This is a genomic window from Williamsia soli (assembly GCF_017377795.1).
Lineage (GTDB): Bacteria > Actinomycetota > Actinomycetes > Mycobacteriales > Mycobacteriaceae > Williamsia > Williamsia soli.
Genome location: NZ_JAFRDR010000009.1, coordinates 20,754 through 42,719 on the forward strand (window position 1 = coordinate 20,754; position 21,966 = coordinate 42,719).

At 65.3% G+C, this 21,966-nt stretch carries 22 protein-coding genes and 1 tRNA gene; 9 read left to right on the forward strand and 14 right to left on the reverse strand.

Features of this window, described 5'->3' with window-relative positions:
* Positions 1-1,476, forward strand: a complete 1,476-nt coding sequence (locus J3S28_RS21350; protein WP_207842772.1) for a sensor histidine kinase — start codon at positions 1-3, stop codon at positions 1,474-1,476.
* Positions 1,477-1,588: 112 nt separating this feature from the next.
* On the opposite strand, the gene J3S28_RS21355 is transcribed toward J3S28_RS21350, so the two are convergent.
* From J3S28_RS21355 to J3S28_RS21375, 5 genes are all read right to left on the reverse strand, one after another.
* Positions 1,589-2,668: a DUF222 domain-containing protein gene (locus J3S28_RS21355; RefSeq protein ID WP_237341902.1), complete on the reverse strand. Its 1,080-nt coding sequence runs from the start codon at positions 2,666-2,668 to the stop codon at positions 1,589-1,591.
* Between the two features lie 307 nt (positions 2,669-2,975).
* Positions 2,976-3,647 carry a response regulator transcription factor gene (locus J3S28_RS21360; protein ID WP_207842773.1) on the reverse strand — a complete coding sequence of 224 codons (672 nt, stop codon included), beginning with the start codon at positions 3,645-3,647 and terminating at the stop codon, positions 2,976-2,978.
* 1 nt (position 3,648) lies between these two features.
* Positions 3,649-4,389 (reverse strand): SDR family oxidoreductase, encoded by a 741-nt coding sequence (locus tag J3S28_RS21365; protein ID WP_207842774.1) that lies wholly within the window; start codon positions 4,387-4,389, stop codon positions 3,649-3,651.
* On the reverse strand, positions 4,386-5,444 hold the full coding sequence (locus J3S28_RS21370) for a Ca2+-dependent phosphoinositide-specific phospholipase C (protein WP_307797314.1): 1,059 nt from the start codon (positions 5,442-5,444) through the stop codon (positions 4,386-4,388). Before J3S28_RS21370 ends, J3S28_RS21365 begins: the two co-directional genes overlap by 4 nt.
* Positions 5,441-6,316 carry an Fpg/Nei family DNA glycosylase gene (locus J3S28_RS21375; protein WP_207842775.1) on the reverse strand — a complete coding sequence of 292 codons (876 nt, stop codon included), beginning with the start codon at positions 6,314-6,316 and terminating at the stop codon, positions 5,441-5,443. The genes J3S28_RS21370 and J3S28_RS21375 overlap by 4 nt, the downstream gene beginning before the upstream one ends.
* Positions 6,317-6,341: 25 nt before the next feature.
* Here J3S28_RS21375 and J3S28_RS21380 point away from each other — a divergent pair, with 25 nt between their 5' ends.
* Entirely contained in the window at positions 6,342-7,088 is a 747-nt protein-coding gene (locus J3S28_RS21380) for a 3'(2'),5'-bisphosphate nucleotidase CysQ (RefSeq protein WP_237341903.1), read from the forward strand.
* 85 nt (positions 7,089-7,173) lie between these two features.
* On the opposite strand, the gene cobF is transcribed toward J3S28_RS21380, so the two are convergent.
* Together cobF and J3S28_RS21390 are read right to left on the reverse strand one after the other, a co-directional pair.
* Positions 7,174-7,938 (reverse strand): precorrin-6A synthase (deacetylating), encoded by a 765-nt coding sequence (gene cobF / locus J3S28_RS21385; RefSeq protein WP_207842778.1) that lies wholly within the window; start codon positions 7,936-7,938, stop codon positions 7,174-7,176.
* Positions 7,939-7,942: 4 nt separating this feature from the next.
* Positions 7,943-8,749 carry an SDR family oxidoreductase gene (locus J3S28_RS21390; protein ID WP_207842779.1) on the reverse strand — a complete coding sequence of 269 codons (807 nt, stop codon included), beginning with the start codon at positions 8,747-8,749 and terminating at the stop codon, positions 7,943-7,945.
* Positions 8,750-8,886: 137 nt separating this feature from the next.
* Between J3S28_RS21390 and J3S28_RS21395 the strand changes: the two genes are divergently transcribed.
* The gene (locus tag J3S28_RS21395) at positions 8,887-9,909 is read left to right on the forward strand and encodes a DMT family transporter (protein WP_207842780.1); all 1,023 of its coding nucleotides are present in this window, start codon (positions 8,887-8,889) and stop codon (positions 9,907-9,909) included.
* Here J3S28_RS21395 and J3S28_RS21400 read toward each other — a convergent pair.
* Positions 9,806-11,110 (reverse strand): family 1 glycosylhydrolase, encoded by a 1,305-nt coding sequence (locus J3S28_RS21400; protein ID WP_237341904.1) that lies wholly within the window; start codon positions 11,108-11,110, stop codon positions 9,806-9,808. The genes J3S28_RS21395 and J3S28_RS21400 overlap by 104 nt on opposite strands.
* A gap of 22 nt (positions 11,111-11,132) precedes the next feature.
* Complete coding sequence (locus J3S28_RS21405; protein ID WP_207842781.1) at positions 11,133-11,951, reverse strand: maleylpyruvate isomerase family mycothiol-dependent enzyme; 819 nt, start codon at positions 11,949-11,951, stop codon at positions 11,133-11,135.
* Positions 11,952-12,047: 96 nt separating this feature from the next.
* Between J3S28_RS21405 and J3S28_RS21410 the strand changes: the two genes are divergently transcribed.
* On the forward strand, positions 12,048-12,296 hold the full coding sequence (locus J3S28_RS21410) for a DUF2630 family protein (RefSeq protein ID WP_207842782.1): 249 nt from the start codon (positions 12,048-12,050) through the stop codon (positions 12,294-12,296).
* 22 nt (positions 12,297-12,318) lie between these two features.
* Positions 12,319-12,391 (forward strand) — tRNA-Arg (locus tag J3S28_RS21415).
* 19 nt (positions 12,392-12,410) lie between these two features.
* On the opposite strand, the gene J3S28_RS21420 is transcribed toward J3S28_RS21415, so the two are convergent.
* On the reverse strand, positions 12,411-12,938 hold the full coding sequence (locus J3S28_RS21420; RefSeq protein WP_207842783.1) for a GNAT family N-acetyltransferase: 528 nt from the start codon (positions 12,936-12,938) through the stop codon (positions 12,411-12,413).
* Between the two features lie 58 nt (positions 12,939-12,996).
* Here J3S28_RS21420 and J3S28_RS21425 point away from each other — a divergent pair, with 58 nt between their 5' ends.
* Complete coding sequence (locus J3S28_RS21425) at positions 12,997-13,272, forward strand: hypothetical protein (protein WP_207842784.1); 276 nt, start codon at positions 12,997-12,999, stop codon at positions 13,270-13,272.
* Between the two features lie 103 nt (positions 13,273-13,375).
* Positions 13,376-14,512, forward strand: coding sequence for a cell envelope lipid trafficking protein PgfA (gene pgfA / locus J3S28_RS21430; protein ID WP_207842786.1), 1,137 nt, complete (start codon positions 13,376-13,378; stop codon positions 14,510-14,512).
* Positions 14,513-14,561: 49 nt separating this feature from the next.
* Here the strand turns inward: pgfA and J3S28_RS21435 are convergent, their stop codons facing one another.
* Positions 14,562-16,175: a PucR family transcriptional regulator gene (locus J3S28_RS21435; RefSeq protein WP_207842788.1), complete on the reverse strand. Its 1,614-nt coding sequence runs from the start codon at positions 16,173-16,175 to the stop codon at positions 14,562-14,564.
* Positions 16,176-16,271: 96 nt separating this feature from the next.
* Between J3S28_RS21435 and pruA the strand changes: the two genes are divergently transcribed.
* Together pruA and J3S28_RS21445 are read left to right on the forward strand one after the other, a co-directional pair.
* Positions 16,272-17,906 (forward strand): L-glutamate gamma-semialdehyde dehydrogenase, encoded by a 1,635-nt coding sequence (gene pruA, locus J3S28_RS21440; RefSeq protein WP_207842789.1) that lies wholly within the window; start codon positions 16,272-16,274, stop codon positions 17,904-17,906.
* A gap of 2 nt (positions 17,907-17,908) precedes the next feature.
* Positions 17,909-18,868, forward strand: a complete 960-nt coding sequence (locus J3S28_RS21445; RefSeq protein ID WP_207842790.1) for a proline dehydrogenase family protein — start codon at positions 17,909-17,911, stop codon at positions 18,866-18,868.
* A gap of 89 nt (positions 18,869-18,957) precedes the next feature.
* Here the strand turns inward: J3S28_RS21445 and J3S28_RS21450 are convergent, their stop codons facing one another.
* From J3S28_RS21450 to J3S28_RS21460, 3 genes are read right to left on the reverse strand one after another with little or no spacing between them, the layout of a single operon-like run.
* The gene (locus J3S28_RS21450; protein WP_207842791.1) at positions 18,958-20,475 is read right to left on the reverse strand and encodes an RnfABCDGE type electron transport complex subunit D; all 1,518 of its coding nucleotides are present in this window, start codon (positions 20,473-20,475) and stop codon (positions 18,958-18,960) included.
* A complete protein-coding gene (locus tag J3S28_RS21455; RefSeq protein WP_372436059.1) occupies positions 20,472-21,341 on the reverse strand; it encodes an FAD:protein FMN transferase in 870 nt (289 codons plus the stop codon). The genes J3S28_RS21450 and J3S28_RS21455 overlap by 4 nt, the downstream gene beginning before the upstream one ends.
* Positions 21,341-21,856 (reverse strand): FMN-binding protein, encoded by a 516-nt coding sequence (locus J3S28_RS21460; RefSeq protein WP_207842792.1) that lies wholly within the window; start codon positions 21,854-21,856, stop codon positions 21,341-21,343. The genes J3S28_RS21455 and J3S28_RS21460 overlap by 1 nt, the downstream gene beginning before the upstream one ends.
* Positions 21,857-21,966 lie beyond the last annotated feature (110 nt).

Consider the following 21,966-nt stretch of genomic DNA (forward strand, 5'->3'; position numbering starts at 1 on the left):
ATGTTCGCAGACAAGGCCCGGGGTGTCACGGCTGTATTCCGCCGCAGCCAGGGCGTCCGCGTGCGTTCCACCATCGTGGCGACCATCATCGTGGCCCTGGGAATGGTGGCAGGGGCGGTGATCATGCTGTACATGCTGCACCGCCACCAGGATTCGCAGATGTACAAATCGACCGGAACCCGTTCCTACGAGATCGCCCATCAGATCAACGAGGGCGGCCTCAACAGCATCGATTCCGAACTCCTGCGGCCCACAACGGGTATCGATGTCATCCAGATCGTGGACGACAACGGCGTCGTGCTCTTCAGCTCACCGGGATCCGACACCGTCGCCGTCTCCGATATCAGGCCCGGTCGGTGGAACACCGAACGTGTCGACGGTGTCGAACTCCCCGGACGCTCGGGCACGTACTGCGGCCAGATCACCGGGGCCAGGTTCGACGGCATCGACTACAACGTCATCACCGCGGTGTCGACGCAACCCTATTTCTCCGGACTCTGGGGTACCGCCGCCATCCTCGCCATCGAGATCCCGCTGGTCATCGTTATCGCCGGCGCAGGCATCTACTACTTCGTCGGACGCGCGCTGAAGCCGGTTGCCCACATCACGGCGCAGGTCTCTGCGATCACGAGTTCCGATCTCAGTCGTCGGGTCCCCGTCCCCTCCACCGAGGACGAACTCACCACCTTGGCCGTCACGATGAACGACATGCTCGACCGCCTAGAGCAGAGCCGGGTGAGCCAGCTGCAATTCGTCGGCGACGCCTCTCATGAACTGCGCTCTCCGCTGACCACTCTCGTCGGCATCCTCGACCTGGCCGACGACACGGACTCGTCCATCGACGTCGACACAGTGCGAACCATCTTGTTGCCCGAGGCTCAGCGGATGAGCACCATGGTTGCCGACCTGCTGCTGTTGGCGCGAGCCGACGAACGAGGCATACCGCTGACCGTCGACGAGGTGGACCTAGACGACATCATCGGCGCGGAGGTCACCCGGCTCCGCTCGCTGGGACTGGCGAAAGTCATCGCGCAGGTGTCACCGATCCGCGTCATCGGGGACTCGGACAAGCTAACGCGCGCGATCCGCAACCTCACCGACAATGCCTCACACCATGCTTCGTCGACCATCACGCTGGAGATGGCGCAAGATCTCGGTGCATCGACAGCGACCATCCGCGTGATCGACGACGGCCCCGGCGTGCCGGCGGATGCGCGAGAGAAGATTTTCGACCGCTTCTACCGCCATGATGCCGATCGCGGACGCCATCAGTCCGGTTCCGGTCTCGGACTGCCCATCGCCGTCGAGATCGCGAAAGCCCACGGCGGCACCATCACGGTCTCGGACAGTCCGGGAGGCGGCGCGTGCTTCACCATGGTGATCCCGACCGAAACCACCACCGCTGCCAACGAATCGCTCACCGATCCCGGCATCGTCGCCGCGCGCCCATCGCCGGGACTTGAGATCTCGACCTAGGCCACACACTGTGAAGTTGTCAAACATCAAGCTGCGCAGACGTTCACCTGCGCTGCGGTAGTAACTTCGTGCTGCGTCGTCGTGGGTAGTTTCTCGTAAACCTGGCGACCGCTTAGGTGGCGGTTAATTCGTTGGTCATGGTCCGGCGCGCGTGAGAGCGCAACGGCGTGGTGGAGCCGGGCTTGATGAACCAGGGATGCCCGTCGGCCACACTGATCGAGCTCCGCTGCGCTTCGTCTCCGCCGATGAACACGGTCCAGTCCAGCGGTACCCCGTTGTCGTCCAGGAGGATCTTGGTGATCACCGCATCACACGCGATCGTCTGCGCGGTGGCGGGCGAGACCGGACCTGTCCATTCGAACGACGCCGTCGCGGGCGCTGTGGGGACCTTCCCGCCGGCGATGCCGTTCATCTGGAACTGCAGCAGTTGCGCAGCGGAGACGGTCATCGTCACCCTCGGTTTGACCCCACCTTCGATCGGCCGGTCGTGGTGGGCGAAGAAGGTGTCCAGGACCTTCCCGAGGGCCTCGGCCAGGCGCTGCGGCGTGGTCCGGGGGTCGGGTGATCCGTCCGGTTCGGGCACGGGTTTGGCCAACGGTCGCAATGCGGTGGCCAGCTTCTCCCCGAGAGCCTTGTCGAGGTCGAGGGTCCCGTGGGTCCGCCCGTCGTCACCGGTGTTGAACGAGACCTGATTGAGGTCATCGTTTTCGGAGTCCGGCACTTCCTTGTCCGGCGGGGACAAGGCAATCGCCATGGCGTGGGCGCGTTCGATGACCTCCGCCGGCGTGGAGACACTGGCCTCGGTCAACAACCCCCGCACGCAGTCGTCCCGTTCTTCCGTGGTCAGATCCGGGTCGCGACGCTCAATGTACGCCACGCCCTTCACGATCGAATCCATGTGCCCACCCGACAGCGTCCCGTCGACGGCATACGCAGCGACCGACGGAATCGAGCTGAGCGCACGCCCCACCCGCACATAGCGGTGCGCCACCGCCGGCGGCACCTGCACCGACTGCAACAATTCCGCAGTCGAGTCCGCACCGAGTGTTTTCGCTACCCCACGTTTGTCGAGTTCTGCGGTGAACCGGAACAGCAACTGGTCCAACGCATTCTTGGCCCGCAGTGCGCACACCGTCTCCTCCCACAACGCCAAATCGTCGAGCGGTGCGAGCAGTAATGGATCGGCTGCCATCGTTGATAGGTGTTCGAACAGTCCCCCGAAGTTCACGACACGAATCTAACGCGATTTCGGCATTAGCACAAGTGTTCGATCTGGTTTATTTCATTGTGCTGCAGACATTCTCATCTATTCAGAGGTGCCGCGGCGGTATCTTAACAGCGGGGTATGACAACGATAAACGCTCCACTTCCAGCACCTCCGTCCTTGGCCGGATACCGTCAGACAGCACCTGGGCCATTGGCACGGTCGACGTCAAACGTGGGCAGGCGCTCGTCAGCAGTGAACGCCCTATCCGGCGACGACCGACCCGTGGGTCCGCTCAGTCTTCGCCGAGGCAGTATCCCGAACCGCGCACCGTCCGAATAGAACTGGTTCCGAACGGGATGTCGATGCGCTTGCGCAGATAGCGGATGTAGACCTCGACGATGTTCACGTCGCCACCGTAATTCTCATCCCAGATCGACTGCAGTATCTCAGTTTTGGTGACAACCCTCCCCTTGTTCCGCATCAGGAACTCCAGCGTCGAGTACTCGCGGGGGGTGAGTTTGATCGGTGTGTCGCCGCGGCACACCGCGTGATCAGCCGGGTTCAGTGTCAACGAACCCGCCGACAGCACCGCAGGTCTCTCCTTGCTGCCGCGCCGCAGCAGGGCGCGCAGACGGGCCTTGAGTACCACCACTGAAAAGGGCTTGACCAGGTAGTCGTCGGCGCCGTAGTCGAGCGCGTCCGCCTGGTCGTATTCGCCGTCCTTGGCAGAGAGCATCAGCACCGGGGTCCAAACCTCGCGCGATCGCAGTTCCTTGATCACCTGATAGCCGTTCAATTCGGGCAGCATGATGTCGAGGACGATGACGTCGAACTCGTTCTCGGTGCCCTGCCAGAGACCGTCGGCGCCGTCGCGTGCGACCACCACACTCCACCCGTCGCTGATGAGCATGCGGCGAACTGTCTCAGCGACTCTCACGTCGTCCTCGACCACCAGAGCCCGCATGTCAGACCATACGGCGGGTGATCGCGGCCGGCAGGTGACGCAGCGCCAGGTCGACGGCGGTCCATGGCCACCGGGGCACCGGGGTTCGGGCCCGCTCGGCGTCGATCGCGGCAACGAGCGCCTTCACGCCGGTGGCGCGATCGGCCATCAGCCTGGTCTTCACACCGGCGTTGATGTCGGTGGAGATGTAGCCGGGCAGGATCACGCTGATCGTGATGGGAGAGCCGGCGAATTCTGCCTGCAGCCCCTCCCCGAGCGCCGAGAGTCCCGCCTTCGACGCGGAATACGCGGCTTGCGCCTTGGGGAGACCGCGCACCGCGCTCATCGAGCTGACCAGCACCAGGTGCCCCGAGTTCTGTTCACGGAAGATCTCGAGGGCAGCCTCCACCTGAGCCAGCGCGCCAACCAGATTGGTCTGCACCGTTTCGATGTTGGCGTGCGCCTTGCCAGTCCCGATCGGGGCGCCTTTCCCGAGTCCTGCGTTGACGATGACCCGGTCCAGGCCGCCGAGCTCATCGCGCAGTTGGCCGAAGACCGTCGGCACACTCGGCAGATCGGTGACATCGAGCCGCGCCACCGCGACCTGCGCCGCCTGGGGTTCGAGCTCCGCCTTGAGCTCGTCGAGCCGGTCGGCGCGGCGGGCGCACAGGGCCAGCGCGCGTCCCTGCGCTGCATAGGCTTTGGCCATCCCCTCGCCCAGACCCGAGCTGGCTCCGGTGATGAGGATCCTGTCGCGTGTCATGGCTGGCAACTTACCGTGATCGGATTGGGCCGCACCGCGACCCCGCCGGGTAGTTGCGCCACGAACCGGCCGTCGCCCCAGCGGAAGGCCAAGCCGGGCTTCGGGAAGTCGGTGCTGATCATGTGGGCACCGGAGGCCAGCGCCGCGGCCGGGCGGTCGTGCTCGTTTCTCTTCGCGGTCGACACAGGCTCGTCAGAGCGAGTACGGACGAGATACCCGCGCCGGACCAGGTCCGTGATGCGTTCGGCATTCGGTCCTCTGGGGTCGTTGTGCATGATGAACGCCGAATCCTCATGCCCTGGAGGCGGAGTGGTGAAGGCCACGCGACCGAGGAGGCTCGGGCGGCCGTGCCGATAGTTGTCGCGGATATAGTCCTGATCGCCATAGTCGAGGAAGAACAGCACCGTTCCCCGGACGTCGTCGACCAGCGGCCACCCTGTGGTGAGAACGGCTTCCTCGAGCGTCGGGGCGACACCCCGGACCCGATCGGGGGTAAGGAGCGCCGCGTCATCGAAGACTCTGCGGACTTCCGCATCTAGATCGTCGAGCACCGCGGGCGTCCACCGCGGGACCCGCGCCCCGCCGGTGACGAGCGCCCAAGGCCACGAGGCCTTCAGTTCGAGTTGGACCACGATCGGCACGTGCCCCTGGTGCGCGAGCGACCACGCCTTGATGGTGCGCAGCGCTCCGGTCAATGTCGGGCAGCTGGTGCGATAGTCCGCATCCGGTGCGTGCATGACTTTGAAACCCGGCGCATCCCACAGCTTTTCGGGACGGGGTCCGCGGCGTTGCCATCGCCGGGCCAGCGGATACCGATAGCGACCGCCTGCCGGGTCGGGGTAGAGGTCCAACTCCACTCCCCTGACGTGCTGCTGCCCGAGTTGGACATCGATCGGTGGATGCTCGTAGCGATACGAATCGAGGTTGTCACCCATCAGGAACGCAAACCGCTCATCAGGCGGCATCAGCTGATGGCACGAGTTGTGCGTCGCCATGAACTGGATCTGATTGAGCCGCAGGCCCGAAGGCAGTGCGTCCAGATCAGTGGTGGTCACTTCAGCAGTCGCGACATCCGCCGGTCCGCCAGTATCTTGCCGCCGGTCTGGCACGTTGGGCAGTACTGGAACGAGCGGTCGGTGAACGAGACCTCGCGCACGGTGTCGCCGCACACCGGGCACGGCATACCTGTCCGGGCGTGCACCCGCAATCCAGATCGTTTCTCGCCTTTGAGCCGGGCGACCTCTTGGCCCTCGAGTCGGCCGATCGCACCGGTGAGCACCGAGTGGATCGTCGCGTAGAGCAGGTCGATCTGGTCGTCGGACAAGTTCTTGGACGTGGCAAATGGCGACAGCTTCGCCGTATGCAGGATCTCGTCGCTGTACGCGTTCCCGATTCCGGCGATGATCCGCTGATCGGTGAGCACGGTCTTGATCCGCGCCCCGGTGGTCGCCAGCAGCGCAGCGAACTCGTCGCGGCTCAACGCGAGGACGTCGGGACCCAGCGTCGCGATCCGTTCGACCTCGGCAGGGTCGCGGACGATCCACACGGCCAAACGCTTTTGGGTACCTGCCTCGGTGACGTCGAACCCTTCACCTGGCAGACCGCAGTGCACCCGTAGTGCGATCGGGCCTTTACCCCCTGGCCGGGGTGGGGTGGGCGACAGATTGTCCGACCACCGCAGCCAGCCCGCGCGGGACAGGTGGATGATCAGGTGGATCGGGCCCTCGTCAGCCCCGGACGTCGTTATGACCAGGTATTTCCCGACCCGGCCGACGCTGTCGATCACCCTTCCTGCCAGCGCGGTGTACGGCGGATCGGCGGTCTTGAGGACTGCGAGGGATGCGACATCGACGCGTCTGATGGGTAGTCCGGCGGCACGGCCGTCGACGTAGTCGGCGATGGCCTGCACCTCAGGTAACTCAGGCATGGGTCCAGTGTGCTCTAGTAAACGGATGCGCTCCAGTGGTTCGGCGACCGACGCCGAGTTGGCCAGAATGCTGGCCGAAGGCGCGGGGAAGATCCTCGTCGACATCCGGTACCAGCAATTGCTGCGCGGATATCTGCTCGGCGACGTCGGTGATGCGATGGCGCAGACGTGGATCGCAGCGGTCCTCGCCGAGCACCGACCCGGCGACGCCGTGCTGTCGGAGGAGGCCAAGGACACCGGTCGCCGGCTCTCCGCCGACCGCGTGTGGATCATCGATCCCCTCGATGGCACCCGCGAGTTCTCGGCGGGCCGAAACGACTGGGCCGTGCACATCGCACTCACCGAAGGTGGGCAGCCGACCGACTGTGCGGTCTCCCTTCCGGCCATCGGCCAGGTGTTCAGTACCGATTCGGTGCCCAAGGTCGACGGCGAACTCAGCGGGCGGATGGTCGCGAGCCGCGGCTGGACCTCGTACGAGGCCGGTCACGTCTCGCACCGATTGGGCCTGAAGGTGATGCCGATCGGGTCGGCCGGGGCAAAGGCGATGGCCGTCGTCCGCGGCGACGCCGATGCGTATGTCCACGCAGGCGGGCAGTACGAGTGGGACAACTGCGCACCGGTCGGGGTCGCGCAGGCCGCCGGGCTGCATTGCAGTCGCATCGATGGGTCGGAGCTCGAATACAACCGCCCCAACCCGTTCATGCCCGACTTCGTGATCTGCCGCCGGGAACTCCGCGACCAGATCCTCAGCGCCCTGGAAGAGATCCTCTAGCTCCCCGCCCTCCGATAATGGGTCGTTCTGGCGAACAAAAGCCCTGTTCGGCTCCGCCAAAACAACCCATTATCGCGGGGCCGGGTCAGCGGCGGAGCAGGTAGATGTCCATGATCCAGCCATACCGTTCGCGTGCGGCGGCACGGGTCTCGCGGATCGTCTCACCGACCTCACCGACCGTTCCTTCGATCAGGATCTGATCGGGCGTCCCGAGATAGGCGCCCCACCAGATCTGATCGGTCGGCGCCGCCGTCTGCAGGAACGTGCAGTCGGCGTCGAGCATCACGACCTGGTTCGCCGCTGCCCCCTCGGGTGTCTCCCCGAGCCGGCGTCCGGTGGTGATGTGGATGGGCTCCCCGATGCGGTTGAGCAGGATCTTGTGAGCGGCCGTCAGCGACGCGAAACTCGTGATGCCCGGGATGACGGTGTGCTCCAAGTCGATTCGACCCCGATCGATGATGGTGTCGACGATGCGCAGGGTGCTGTCGTAGAGCGCCGGGTCGCCCCAGACCAGAATCCCTCCGACCCCGTCGTCCGCCAGTTCGGTCGCCAACGCTGCTTCGATCAGATCGGCCCGAGCGTCGTGCCAACGTCGCACCTCGGCGCGGTAATCGTCGGGGTTGCGGTCACGAGGCGGATCGGGCACCTCGACGAACCGGTAGTCCCCATCGATGTATCGCTCGCAGATCTCCTGTCGCAGTCCGACCAGCGAGTGCTTTACGGCGAGGCCACGTTCTGGTGCCTTGTCGAGGACGAAGAACGCGTCCACCGAGTTCATCGCGTCGATGGCCTCGATGGTCACCTGCCGCGGGTCGCCCGGACCGACCCCGATGACGAGTAGTTTCCGCATCGCCTCAGGGACGCGCTTTCGAAAGACCGTGGAACCGGCCGATGATGTCGAGAATGGTTCGACGCGGCAGCAACCGGCGCAAGGCGAACACCACCGGCGCCTTGTTCCCCTTGGCGTACAGCGGTTTCGGATCCTCGGACAGCGCGGCCTCGACGATCACCGCAGCCATGGGCGCCACCGCCAGTCCGGCCTTCTCGTTGCGCGTGGTGGCCGCGGCAACGGTGTCGTAGTCGGCGCGATAGGGCGAGTCGTCGGCGATGTAGTAACCACGCCTGTCGCCGATGCCGGTCGCAATCGTGCCCGGCTCGACGGTGCAGATGGCGATCCCGAATGGGGCCAGCTCACGGCGGCTCGCGTCGGCAAAGGATTTCATGGCCGACTTCGTCGCCGAATAGGTCGACCGAAAGGCCAGCGGAAAGCTCGACAGCATGGACCCGACCATGACGATGGTTCCGCTCCCGCGCTCCCGCATCCCCGGCAGCACCGCCTTGGTCAGCGCGATCGGCCCGAACACGTTGGTGGCGAACAACTTCTCGATGACCTCCATCGGGGTGTCCTCGAGCGGTCCCATCTGACTCTCACCAGCGTTGTTGATGAGGATGTCGATCGCGCCCGCCTGCTCTGCGCAGCGCGCGATGCTGGCGGGGTCGTTCTGGTCGAGTTCGAGATAGGTGACACCGGCGATCGGCTTCGCGATCGCGTCGGGCTTGCGACTCGTGCCCAGCACGGTCAGGCCCTGGGCCACCAATTGACGGGCGACCTCGGCGCCGATTCCGCTGGATGCACCGGTGATCAAGACGGTTTTGCTCATTACCCAACCCTAGTGGCGACCGACGGCGTGTGAAAAATGCCACTCCGCCTGAGAAAAATCAGTGGCGAAGCTGGGAATTACCTGAGCAGACTTGGTTGTTGTTGTGAAACGAGTTGTGTGGAAAGTGGGTGTTGTAAGTGGTTGTCGGAGTCACGTTGGCCCTGATCGCGGCGGTGGGTTACGGCCTGTCGTCGGTGATGCAGGCGCTCGGTGCGCGCAAGGCGGCCCGCGAGAACTCCGCCGACCACCGCATGTCGACGGCGACGGGCGCTCCCTCACTGCGGTCCACGGCCGCGACCGCGATGACCGGTGTGTTCATCGTCGGCGCGATCTTCGACGTCCTCGGGTTCATCGCAGGAGCGGGTGCCGCCAGGATGCTGCCGCTGTTCCTGTCGCAGACGATCGTTGCCGGCAACCTCGTCATCACCGCTGTTCTGGGTATCCGCTTGCTCGGCATCAGGCTGCACACCCGGGACTGGGTTGCCATCGGTACTGTGCTGGCCGCGCTGTTGATCCTCGGAGCCGCTTCGCAGCCACACACCGCAGGCGCGACCCCACGCTCGCTGCACTGGGCCCTGCTGTTCGCGACCCTTGTGCTCGTCGGGCTGTCGATCTACGGGGTCCGGCGGATGGGACCGGCCGGGTCGGTCACCGCCGGCGCCGCCGCGGGACTGCTCTTCGGCGCGGTCGCGATCGGTGTGCGGGTTCTCGACGGTATCGATCCGTTCTCATTGCCGACGATGCTGGCCGATCCCGCCGCGTGGGTGATCGCGATCGCCGGCGCGTCCGGCTTCTACCTGCACACCGTCGCGCTGCAACTGGGCGCCGTCAACGGTTCGACCGCGGCCCTGGTCGTCGGCGAGACCGCCGCCCCGGGAATCGTCGGGGTGATGTGGCTCGGAGACTCGACCGTGCCCGGCCTCGAGTGGCTGGCTCTGGCGGGCTTCACGTTCGCGGTCCTCGGCGCTGTCGCCGTGGCGCTGTTCGGGTCTGCCGAAGCCGAGCGATCCGCCGACGAGAACCTGGCGATCAAGACCGGCCTCGACGACAAGTCGTTCACCGTACCGGCTGACTGCAGCTCGTTGGAGCATCGACCAGAGAGCAGAACTGCGCCGGCCTGGTGGGTCGATAATCTGAGCGAACGCCTCCATTGGCGATGACGTCCCGGTAGGCCGCGACTGCTGCAGTGGGTCGGCGAAGTAGGGCTCGGTCCGTGGTCACGTCCACTTGATAGAGCCCGAAACGTGGTGTGTAGCTGCCCCACTCGTAGTTGTCGGTGATCGACCAATAGTTGTAGCCGACGACGTTCATACCGTCGGACTTGGCGCGGGTCAGCCAGTAGGCGGCGTCGCGGAGCTGGTCGGCACGCCGATACCCGTCGGGCCGGGGCGCCCCGTTCTCGGTCGGCATCCCGTTCTCCACGATGTAGAGCGGTTTACCGGGGAACTTCCGGTCGTAGTAGCGCAGTGCGTAGTACAGGCCGTCCGCCGAGGTCGAGGCCTTCCAGTACTCTTCGGTCGCCGCGTTGTAGGTGTTCAGGTCGGTCGCCGCGACCGAATAGTAGTAATCGATGCCGACAAAATCCTGCTTGTCCTTGATCCGATCGAGGAACATCGAATCCAGAACCGGTTGCACCGTGGGCAGATACGCGGAGTTCGACGTGACCCACGCGGCGGGCTGGCGGGCGTGGATGTAGTCGTAGATGGTGCGATGCGCCTGTACCAGCTGGTCGAGCATCAGCGGAACATTGTGCGGCGCAACGCCACCGAAACTCAATTCTTTGAGAAAGGTGTAGACGAGCGGCTCGTTGACCGTGATCCAGATGGGGTCGAAACGCGCGTAGCGATCCACCACCTTTCTTGCATTGGTCAGCCAGTCTCGCACCATGTTCGGGTTGTTCCAGCCACCACGGTCGACGGCCCAGCCCGGATAGACCCAGTGATCGAGTGTGATCATCGGCCGCATTCCCGACAGCAGGATGTGGTGCATGACGCGGTCGTAGTACTCGAGCTCACGCTGATCCCACACACCCGGCTTCGGCTGAATGCGCGCCCACTCCACACTGATCCGGTAGACCTTGACACCCATCAGCTTGGCGTTGGTGATGTCCTCGACGTATCGATGCCGGAAGTCGACCGACGTACCGACGGGGTCGTGCACCCGGTCAGAGTTCGAGTAGCGCAACCAGTTGCTGTCAGGCGACGATCCCTCGGACTGGAAACCGGCCGAACCCACACCCCACAGAAAGTCCCGCCCGAGGTTCGGCGTCTGCGCGGGCGCCGGAGCAGCGGGTATCGCGAGTGCGATGATCACCGGCAACACGACGAACGCCATGCGCCGGATCAGTGTCGTTCCGTTCATGAATCCTCCCCCGACATCTGTCTCACATCGCGAACGCCAGGTTCCCGAGCACGGCGTTGCCGAGTGCACGATCGCCGGAGACGACGGCGACCGCCGGATCGGCTGTCGCACGTCCTGCGGTGAGACGAGCGAAGTCAGCATAGTTGATCGTCACGGTCACATTGGGCTCGTCGTCGAAATCGGACACAATCGTTGCCCGGCCGTCTACAGCGACGTTCACGGTCTTCTCTACGAGTCCGGTGACGACGATCCGGACGCGGCTGCCCTCCGGCGCGCCTGCCTTCTTGCCGACGAGAAACGGAAGTGCGCGGAACATCTCGTCGAAGGCGAGTACTGCGCTCGCCGCGTCGGCGGGCGGGGCCAATCCCAGGGTGTCCCGCAGGTCCAGCTCGTGGACCCAGCTGTCGAACACCCGGATCCGCATGAAGCGTCCATAGGTGTCGGGCCCGGCCGGCGTGAACGAATCGGCGTCGAAGTCGTCCTGGCTCATCGCCTGCAGTGCTACGACCCGTCTCGAGGTCGCATCGCTGAAGTCGGCGAGCACGGCCTCCCGACCACGAGCCCGATAGTGCTCCAGCCAGCGCTCGTTCATCGCGCCGATCTCGTTGTGCACGTGCGCGAAGGACTCGACGTCGGTGTCGGTGCTGGGCACCGGGTCCCCCAACAACAGCAGCTCCGTCGTCATGACGTGGGTGACGACATCCCCGATCGACCATCCCGGCAGAATCGAGGGACTGTCCCATTGCTCGGCGGTGAGTACGCCTGCCAGTGCCTCGATGGACCCCCAGACCGAGGCAAGCGCGGCAACCGCCGGTTCTTTAGGCACGACTGTTCGGCTCATGATTGCAGAGCATAAGCGGGCCTCACCTGCGGCCGCGGCCGAACTGCGGGTACCGGCACGTGCACGAGCCCGGGGTCGGCGCCTACAGTTTGTGGGGTGACCACAGACAAAAACCTCCACGCCCAGATCACCGATCTGATCGCGCATGAAAAAGAACTCCGCACCCAGCTGACCGACGGCAAGATCACGCCCGACGAAGAGCACGCCCAGCTCCGCGAGGTCGAGGTACAGCTCGACCAGTGCTGGGACCTGCTCCGACAGCGTGACGCGCTACGGCGGTCCGGCGGCAATCCCGACGACGCCGAGGTGCGGTCCGAGAACGTGGTCGAGGGCTACCTCAACTGACTTGGTAAGTTCTCTCCCGTGCGCCCCCGTAGCTCAGGGGATAGAGCAACCGCCTCCTAAGCGGTAGGTCGCAGGTTCGAATCCTGCCGAGGGCACTTTTGGCGATCGGTGGTGTCAGGGCAACGGCCGCTCGAGGATGTCGTCGTCTTCGTAGGCTCCGCCGATCAGGAATCTCTTGCGTCCGACTTTTCCGAAGCCGTTCTTCTCGTAGAATCGCTGAGCCTTGGTGTTCAGTTCGTTGACCCCGAGCCACACCCCGGCACCCCCTCGCTCGTGAGCCAGCTCCAACGTCTGCGCCATCAGCCGGTGGGCGACTCCGCCCCCATGTGCGCCGGGCAGCACGTAACACTTGCTGAGTTCGACGGTGGGTCGCAGCGTGATCGCTCCCGCGACGTCGGCATCGGTGGGTTCGCCGAAGACAATCATCGTGTATCCGGCGAGATGGTCACCTTCGTCCGCGACGACGATGGCCCGATCCGGAACAGCGAGATACTCCTCGAAACGCGAGCGCGAGAGTTCCGTCGCGATGAAATCGGCCTTCGCGGCGTCGGTCGTCTGAGGTGGGCAGGCGAGCGGAAAAGTGGCTGCTGCGACCGCCGCGAGCGCACATGCGTCCTCAGCGGTCGCCTGACGAATCAACATTCCGCTCACGCTACAAGTTCGTCGTCCCGGCGCAGCACACGGAACTGATCCGCACATTGTGCGACGCACGCACGGCCTCCACGGGGACGACGCTGCGGGCAAAGGCCACGTCTTCGCCAAGACCGAGACCACCGTCGAACCCACCGAGGACGGCGAGGCCGTGAATCTCGTCGCACAGAACCTGGCCGGCTACATCCAGACCAAGAGTGGCCGAACTGTGGCATATGCGCTGATGGTCAACAATGCCGGACGCCTGAACGACTTCGGGCCGGAGATCTCCGCGGTCTTCGAGGACGAGGGCGTCATCTCGAGCATCATCTACGAGACACTCTGAACACACCACCCTGACGCACCCTGACAACGACCCTTGCCATACTTGGACCCGGCCATCGGCGTTCGAGAGGGGTTTCGACATCAAAAGGTTTCTGGCACCGGCGTTGATCTTCATCGGGATCGCGGCGATCACCGCGGCGATCGCGGTTCCACTGTGGTTGGTCCCCAAGCTCAAAGTCGTGCCACTCGACCTCGACATCACCACCGTCGCGCAGTCGCAGCCCGCGGGTCTGACCGACAGCAACGACGTTCCCGCCCGGGTCTTCAACCGCTGCTCGGTCAGCGGCCCACGAGCCGAGGTGTTCGACGCCCATCTCACCCAGCAGCGCCGCACCGTGGTCATCGACCCCTCCGACTCCGGCCAGGTGACCGTGCAGTCGGGGCAGACGGTCCAGATCGACCGCATCCAGGACGGCGACGAGACAATCGAGCCGACCGTCGCTCCTGTCGACGGCAACCGGACCTGCGAGGACGGTGTGCTCACCGGCAGTGTCGACGTGGTCTCCCTCGACCGCGAGACCAGCAAGCCCAACGGCGAGATCAACCGCCTGCACACCATCGAGGCCCCGGAGGGCACCCGGACGATCGATGCCGCGGACAACTTCGTCGAGGCGCCTCGCGAAGGATTCCAGTACAAGTTCGGATTCGACGTCGACAAGTCCGACCAGCTCTACTACGACATCAACTCCCGACAGGACGTTCCTGCGAAGTTCGTCGGTGAAACCGAGATCAACGGTCTGACCGCCTACGAGTTCGTCAGCGAGGTCCCCGAGATCGACCAGACCCTGCTGGAGACACCCAGCGGTCAACCGGGCCTGGGTACCTCCCTCGAGATGCCCGCGAGCTGGTGGGGCATCACCGGGATACCCGCCGACGAGAAGGTCGTGATGGACCGGTTCGCGAAGGCGACGCGGCATGTGTGGGTGGAACCGAAAACCGGGACCGTCCTCAACGGCCGCGAGATCCAGCAGCAGTACTTCAAGTCGCCCGGCTGGGAGGATCCCGATCTGGCCGCGCCCATCCGCGACTTCAGGATGGATGCCTTCAGCGCGACGATGGCCTGGACCGACGCGACGATCAAGCGCCAGTCCGACAAGGCGAGCGGCTACGTCGACCAACTCCGCTGGGGTGGCACGATCATCCCGATCATCATCGGTGTGGTCGGCGGCGTCGCCCTGCTGGCGGGAATCGGACTCCTCGTGTGGCGACGGCCGGAGAATCCCGGCGACCGAGTCGACTGAGCGCGTGCAAACCACCCGGTCTCGTCGGCTTCATACCGATTGCTGGTGACTACACCCGCAGCGCCAACGCCACCACCAGCCGAGTCGACTGGTCTCCCAGATCCAGCCCGGTGAGCTCGCGCACACGACGCAGCCGATAGCGCAACGTATTCGGGTGTACATGGAGGTCGCCGGCAGCAGCCCGCACGTCACCGAATGCGTCGAGGTACGCCCGCACCGACGGCACCAGCGCCGAGTCGTGGGCCAGATCGTGCTCCCGTAGCTGCGCGACCCGCGGATCGATCAGATCGGGGTTGTCGGCGATCAGGCCGACGATCTCGCCGAGCAACACCGGGGTTCGCGACTGTTCGACGGTGCTGACGGCATCGATGTGGGCGCCCTCCCGCAGCGCGGCGTCGAGGACCCGATCCACGTCGCCGCGCAGGCCCGCGACTGCGCCCAGGCCAGCGGGCGAATCGGCGACGACGCCCCGGACCCGTAGACCGAACTGGCGTTTCGCCGCGGCCACGGTCACCCGCGCCCACCGCATCGTCGCTCCGGCGTCAGTGCGGGGAAACAGCACATAGACACGATCGCCCGCGGCCGTCGTCACCGAGTCGGGACGGAAAGCGCTGGCGTGCAAGGTCAGCGCCGGCAGGTATGACCCGGTGAGCACGGCGCCGGCATCAGCTACATCCTGCCCGCCGAAGCCGACGACCGCGACCGGGCCGTCCCCTGGCAGGGCAAGTGCGGATGCAAGATAGGGAATATCGACAACCTCGCCGCGGAGTCCCAACAGGCGCTGCACCTGTTCACCGTGCACCGACGGCACCGCCGCGGAACGCGCAATGATCCGAGCGGCCACCGCGGCAGCGCCGGTGATCACCGGGCCCGCGTCGTCGGACAACTGCTCAGCACCCTGCTGTAACCACAGCGTGCCCAGATACGTTGCAGCGCCCGGCTCCCGGATCCCGATGGCGATCCGTGGCCGCAACCCCAGATCGGCGCGCTCGGCCACCGAGACCACCTCGGCCCGGGATCGCAGGGCGTTGAACACACCCCACTGCCGAAGCCAGTCGAGCATCTCCGGTGGGCCTTCACGTCCGAGGATGGACAACCGGCGCAGCGTGTCCGCCTCCTCGTCAGACCTGCTGTACGCCAGCACATGCGAGTCGGCGTCCTCGATGCTCACCAGACCGCCGGTACGGTCGGCGACCGCTTGCGCAAGCGCGAACAGGTCGCCCGCCGTACCGCTCGCCATCGATTCCGGTGATCCCGTGCGCGACTGCTCCAGGACCCGCCCGACGAGGTTGTAGATGCGCTCCCACCGCGCATGGGGGTCCACCGCCACCACCGCGATGCCTCCGCCCGTCGCCCGTCGCACCAGCTCGACGTCGGGCAGCTTCACCAGGATGGCCGCCGGAGTCCGGGTCCCGAGCGTCGCGAGCCAGGCGATGGCCTGATCTGCATCGACCCCGACCAGCAACGCCAGCTCCGCCGCTCGGGCAGCGCGTCCGACACCGAGCAACAGGTCATCGGCGTCGAGGAGCGCGACGGACGACACCGGCTGGTCCAGCCCGTCCGGGGCTTCGACCAGCGTCACCAGGGTGCCGTCGAGCGCCAGGAGAAGCCGACCGAGAGTCAGCGAACCACTGGTCGAGGTGGGACCGTTCGGTTGCGACATGGCGAGATCATCCTTTGTCCGATCGACACAAGGATAGTGCAACACTTTGTCGGATCAGCCATCGTTTCCTGGTTCGCTCCGGGTTGGAATGGACACATGGACGCCTTCACCACTCCCCCGACCGCCCGGAACGAGCCGGTCCACACCTACGCGCCCGGATCCGCCGAACGGGCCCGCATCACCGCTGAACTCGACAAGCTCACCGCTGCCGATCCGATCGACCTGCCGCACGTCATCGGCGGTGTCCACGCCGCCGGCAGCGGCGAGCGCGTGGCCGTCGTCCAACCGCATGCGCACGCAGAAGTGCTGGGGACGTTCACCAACGGCACCCGCGACGACGCCCGTGCAGCCGTCGCCGCCGCCCGCGGCGCCGCAGAGGACTGGGCCGCCACCTCGTTTGATGATCGTGCCGCGGTGCTGCTGCGTGCAGCGGACCTGCTGTCGGGGCCGTGGCGCGAATCCATGGCAGCGGCCACCATGCTCGGACAGTCGAAGACGGTGCAGCAGGCCGAGATCGACGCACCGTGCGAGCTGGTCGACTTCTGGCGCTTCAACGTCGGATTCGCCCGCGAGATCCTCGCCGAGCAGCCCATCTCCGGTCCAGGAGTGTGGAATCGGCTCGACCACCGGCCTCTGGAAGGTTTCGTCTACGCGATCACGCCGTTCAATTTCACCGCCATCGCCGCGAATCTGCCGACCGCTCCCATGTTGATGGGGAACACCGTCGTCTGGAAGCCGTCACCCACCCAGACCTACGCCGCCTACCTCACCATGAAGCTCCTCGAAGCCGCCGGGATGCCACCCGGGGTGATCAATCTCGTTGCCGGCGACGGGATCGCGGTGTCGGATGTGGTACTGGCCGACACGAACCTCGCCGGGATCCACTTCACCGGCTCGACCGCGACGTTTCAGCACTTGTGGCGAGAGGTCGGCTCGAACATCGACCGGTATCGCACGTATCCGCGACTCGTCGGCGAGACCGGCGGAAAAGACTTTGTGCTGGCCCACACGTCGGCTAATCCTGATGTCCTGCGCACTGCGCTCATCCGCGGAGCATTCGAATACCAGGGCCAGAAGTGCTCGGCCGCCTCACGCGCCTACATCCCGAGGTCGGTCTGGGACAGGATGGGCGACGACTTCCTGCAGGAGACCAACGCACTTGCCTATGGTGACGTGCGCGACCTGAGCAACTTCGGGGGCGCGGTGATCGATCAGCGGGCCTTCGACAAGTCGGCCGCCGCAATCGAGCGCGCGAAATCGGTGCCGACCCTCACGGTCGCGGCCGGTGGGGGTCACGACGATTCGACCGGCTACTTCGTCCAGCCCACTGTCCTGCTGAGCGACGATCCACACGACGAGTCCTTCCGCACCGAGTACTTCGGCCCGATCCTGGCGGTCCACGTCTACCCGGACAACGATTTCGAATCAATGGTGCACGAGGTGGATTCGAGCGCTCGTTACGCACTGACCGGCGCCGTGATCGCCGACGACCGGGCCGCAGTGACCACCGCGATGTCGGGGCTGCGTAACGCCGCAGGAAACTTCTACATCAACGACAAGCCGTCCGGAGCGGTCGTCGGCCAGCAGCCTTTCGGCGGTGCGAGGGCGTCGGGCACCAACGACAAGGCGGGGTCGAGGCAGAACCTCATGCGATGGACCTCCACCCGGACCATCAAAGAGACCTTCGACCCGCCGACGTCCTCGTCCTACCCGCACATGGCAGGTGAATGAGCATGGCTGCCCCCACTGCCGCCGTGGCGCGCAGCGTCATCATGGCCGCCGCCCGCAGCGACCGGGTCAAACGTACGGCCGAGAAGATCACTGTCACCCGGAACGTCGTGCACCGCTTCGTGCCCGGCGAGTCATTCGACGACGTCCTCGGTGCGGGAGCAGGTCTGCTCGCGTCCGGCCGAATGATCAGCATCGACTACCTCGGTGAGGACACCACCGACGAGTCGGCGGCCGATGCGACGGTACAGGCGTACCTGAGGCTCATCGGCATGCTCGGCGACCAGGAGGTGACGACGCAAGGTCACCCGCTAGAGGTTTCGCTGAAGCTGTCGGCACTGGGACGGGCGCTGCCGCGGCACGGCGAGAAGATCGCTCTGGAAAACGCCCACCGGATCACCAGTGCAGCAGCGCAAGCCGGTGTCTGGGTCACCGTCGACGCCGAGGATCACACCACCACGGACGCCACCTTGCGGATCGTGCGCGAGCTGCGCGCCGACTTCCCGGACCTCGGAACCGTGCTGCAGTCCTATCTCCACCGCACCGAGGATGATTGCGCCGAGTTCTCGGGCCCGGGGTCGCGAATCAGGTTGTGCAAGGGGGCATACGCCGAACCGGTCGACGTTGCATTTCAGAGCAAAGCCGACGTTGACGAGTCCTACCTGAGATGCCTGCGAATTCTGATGGGCGGCAAAGGGTATCCGATGGTCGCCAGTCATGACCCGGCGATGATCGAGGCGGCCGAGGCGTTGTCCGAAGCCGCCGGCCGCAGGTCTGACGAGTGGGAACATCAGATGCTCTACGGAATCCGTGATGGCGAGCAGGTCCGCCTCGCGCAGGCCGGCCGTCAGGTCCGCGTCTACGTTCCCTTCGGTTCCCAGTGGTACGGATACTTCATGCGCCGCCTCGCCGAACGCCCGGCCAACCTCACGTTCTTCCTGCGTGCGCTGGTATCTCGGGGATAACCCGCTCCCGAATTCGCGCCACTTGCGCGCGTACGAGCCGGGTGCAACTGGCGCGCACGCGCGCAGGTGGCGCGAATTTCCGGCGAGACCTAGTACCCGATGAAACGATCGGTGTGCACTCGCCACGGCTGCCACCTGAGCTGTGGTTCGGCGCGGATCAGCATCGGCTTGAGAGCTGCCAGCATTGCCGGTGGTCCGGACAGATAATAGTGCGCGCCGGGGCGGGCGACCGAGTCGATCTCCTCCACGCTCACCAGCCCTCCGACGACTGTGATCACCTGGGCGCCGAGCTTCTTCGCGGCATCGAGGACGTCCGCGTACACCAGTCGATCGTCGGTGTTGGCGGCGTAGATCATCGAGACGTGGGACAGATCGCCGCCGGTTTTAGAGGTCAACTCGGCGAGCATGGATCGGAACGGGGTCACGCCGATGCCGCCGGCGATGAAGACGGTGGGGGTCGACGTCTTCCGGGGCAGCGTGAAGTCGCCTCCCACCTCGTCGACGTACAGCTTGGTGGTGGAGCCGTCGATGAGCCTCTTCTTGAAGGCCGAGGGCTCACCGACTGCGGTGAACCCGAAACGCGTCTGTGTTTCCGACGGGGCTCCGGCGAGCGAGAGCACCCTCCGGGTGCCTTGCTTGTCTGGCGTCGGACTCCAGGTGGCAGCCGAGATCTGCGCCCACTGCCCGGGCTGAAAGCGCAGGGGTGGGGTGGCCAGGACCTCGTAGGTGTCCCCACCGATCGGCCGCACCGAATCCACGGTGAGCACGGTACGACGCCACCGCATCCCGACGACGAATGTGAACAGACTGCCGGCGAGCAACGCGATCTCAGGGACGAACGCCAGCGTGAAGTCGGACGTGATCTCGAACGTCTGACCCCAGAACATCAGGACGCCCACCAGCGCCGCGTAGATCACCTTCGGGACCCGCGTCGCCGGAGAGGTGAGAGGTTCGGTCAACATGATCGCCGCCACGAACAGCAGCGGTGTCGACGTGAAGCCCAGATCGAGTGCATCGCTGATCGGGTTGTCGGCGTCGAGCGCGACGACGATGATCGTCAGGACCGAGACCGCGACGAACACTCCGACGAGCCACCACTCGCGCAGTTTCCACACCACCGCAGCACCGATCACGATCATGGCGATCAGCAGCGGTTCAGCGGCAACCCACCAGACCGGATACTCGAACGGTCCGATGGAGAGGTAGGCGAGGAGATAGCTGATCACCGCTCCCGCGACCGCAGGGTTCACGATGTGACGCCGCCGCACGGCGAGGACATACTTCGAGGCACTTGCGATCGCGGCGGCCAGCACGAGTCCCCACGCCGCGTCGGAATCGGTGACGCCCGGGAAGATGAAGAACAGGATGAGGGCAGTGATCAGCCACGATTCGCTGCCCGGCGGCACCCGCACGACAGCGGCACACGCGTAGGTGACGATGCCGCAGACGACGACCAGAATGGCCAGTGATCCCAGCAACTGTGTTGCGGTGTAGGCGAAGTCGGTGTCCGAGGCCGCGACGGCCAGTGAGTACACGGCCAGGACCACCAATGCCAGCAACACGAAGCGGTACATCGAGATCCGGTCGATGAGTCGGACGAACTTCATAGAAAGAGCTCCAGTTCTCGAGCGTGTGAATGCTCCACGCTGCCGTTTGCCCGAACCACCACGTAGTCGAAGCGATAGTCCCGTAGCAGGTTCCGCGGAGGACAGAAGAACAGTGCGGTCGACAGACCGTCGGCCGTCATGGTGTCGTCGGCGACGACCCAGGTGGCGAGCACCTCTCGCGTGGGTCTGCTACTCCGCGGGTCCACGATGTGGTGCCAATCGGCCCACGCGCGCCGATTGCTCGCCGAACCGCAGATCGCGTTGTTCTCGATCACCACGGTGCCGATGGCCTTCGTGGGATCGGTCGGGTGTTCGAGGGCGATGCGGTGCGGCGCGGCACCGGCCCTGATGTCACCGCTGCCGTTGACGAGGAACTCGTCGAACCCGGCCTCGGCGACGATGTGCGAGACCCGGTCGACGGCAAATCCCTTCCCACTCGCGCCGACATCGATCAGCGCTGGTCGCTTCGTTCGCAGCGTCCCCTGCCAGCCGGCGATGACGTCATCCCAGGCAGGTACCGCCGCGACCGTGTCCGCGGGCCGCAGCGCGTACCCGGCCCCGTACCCGGCATCGTCCAACGTCTGTCCCACCATCGGAGTCACGAGCCCGTTCGTGACCTCATAGAGGCGCCGCTGCAGGTCGAGCATCCGCTGATCGGATTCTGCGATCGGGTACTCCCCCGCGGCGCGGGAGATCTCGGCCACCATCGAATCCGAACGGAACCTCGACCACACCTGGTCGATGCGGCCCAGTTCGACGGCGATCTGCGTGCGAAGCGCCTCGGACATCGGCTGGGGCACTGTGATGTCCCAATCCGTTCCGAGAGCGCTGAACTCCCACACAGACGCTGCCGTCGACCCGCTGATCACGCCTGGGCTTCGCTCTTGATCTGGTCGATCGCGTTGTTGAAACCACCCGAGGTCAGGGACGAGCCGGAGACCTTGCTGACGTCGAGCTCATCGATGCTCTTGCCGACGACGAGGGAGTCGATACCGCTGGCGAACTTCGCCTGGAACTCGGCCGAGGTGCCCTTGGTCTGGCTGGTGTCGAGGGTGAGCGCGGTGATCACCGAGTTCGACAGGGTGACGGTGACACCGACCGACTGCTCACCACCGGGTGAGTTGTAGGTGCCGGTTGCCGAGTACTCACCGTCGGCGTAGGGAGAGCTCGATTCACCCTGTGCCGCTGTCGATTCCGCGGCGGTCGAACCGGTCGCAGTGGATGTCGCCGCTGCCGTCGTGGTCGACGCAGAGGTGCTCCCTCCGTCGTCGCCGCAGGCGGCTATCGCGGCGCCGGTTGCGGCGATCACCGCAGCCACCTTGCCCGCGTTGACAATTCGGCTTTTTGGAGTTGAAGTGATGGTCGAAGTCATGGTGTCCATAGTGCCCGCCTAGAGTCGACCGCGGTCCGTTTGGCGGGACTTTGACAGGAATCTCTCAGAACTCAGCCAGCTTTAAGCGTGGCCATGTTAGGGCGCTCAGCTGGCCTTTC

What these genes read in the sequence shown, in the direction of transcription:
- cobF (WP_207842778.1), bottom strand. Translation starts at nt 7,938, where the DNA reads ATGCGGAAACTACTCGTCATCGGGGTCGGTCCGGGCGACCCGCGGCAG.
- J3S28_RS21360 (WP_207842773.1), bottom strand. Translation starts at nt 3,647, where the DNA reads ATGCGGGCTCTGGTGGTCGAGGACGACGTGAGAGTCGCTGAGACAGTT.
- J3S28_RS21355 (WP_237341902.1), bottom strand. Translation starts at nt 2,668, where the DNA reads ATGGCAGCCGATCCATTACTGCTCGCACCGCTCGACGATTTGGCGTTG.
- J3S28_RS21350 (WP_207842772.1), top strand. Translation starts at nt 1, where the DNA reads ATGTTCGCAGACAAGGCCCGGGGTGTCACGGCTGTATTCCGCCGCAGC.
- J3S28_RS21390 (WP_207842779.1), bottom strand. Translation starts at nt 8,749, where the DNA reads ATGAGCAAAACCGTCTTGATCACCGGTGCATCCAGCGGAATCGGCGCC.
- J3S28_RS21460 (WP_207842792.1), bottom strand. Translation starts at nt 21,856, where the DNA reads ATGGACACCATGACTTCGACCATCACTTCAACTCCAAAAAGCCGAATT.
- J3S28_RS21380 (WP_237341903.1), top strand. Translation starts at nt 6,342, where the DNA reads ATGCGCTCCAGTGGTTCGGCGACCGACGCCGAGTTGGCCAGAATGCTG.
- J3S28_RS21400 (WP_237341904.1), bottom strand. Translation starts at nt 11,110, where the DNA reads ATGAACGGAACGACACTGATCCGGCGCATGGCGTTCGTCGTGTTGCCG.
- J3S28_RS21365 (WP_207842774.1), bottom strand. Translation starts at nt 4,389, where the DNA reads ATGACACGCGACAGGATCCTCATCACCGGAGCCAGCTCGGGTCTGGGC.
- J3S28_RS21445 (WP_207842790.1), top strand. Translation starts at nt 17,909, where the DNA reads ATGGCTGCCCCCACTGCCGCCGTGGCGCGCAGCGTCATCATGGCCGCC.
- J3S28_RS21405 (WP_207842781.1), bottom strand. Translation starts at nt 11,951, where the DNA reads ATGAGCCGAACAGTCGTGCCTAAAGAACCGGCGGTTGCCGCGCTTGCC.
- J3S28_RS21450 (WP_207842791.1), bottom strand. Translation starts at nt 20,475, where the DNA reads ATGAAGTTCGTCCGACTCATCGACCGGATCTCGATGTACCGCTTCGTG.
- pruA (WP_207842789.1), top strand. Translation starts at nt 16,272, where the DNA reads ATGGACGCCTTCACCACTCCCCCGACCGCCCGGAACGAGCCGGTCCAC.
- J3S28_RS21420 (WP_207842783.1), bottom strand. Translation starts at nt 12,938, where the DNA reads ATGTTGATTCGTCAGGCGACCGCTGAGGACGCATGTGCGCTCGCGGCG.
- J3S28_RS21435 (WP_207842788.1), bottom strand. Translation starts at nt 16,175, where the DNA reads ATGTCGCAACCGAACGGTCCCACCTCGACCAGTGGTTCGCTGACTCTC.
- J3S28_RS21375 (WP_207842775.1), bottom strand. Translation starts at nt 6,316, where the DNA reads ATGCCTGAGTTACCTGAGGTGCAGGCCATCGCCGACTACGTCGACGGC.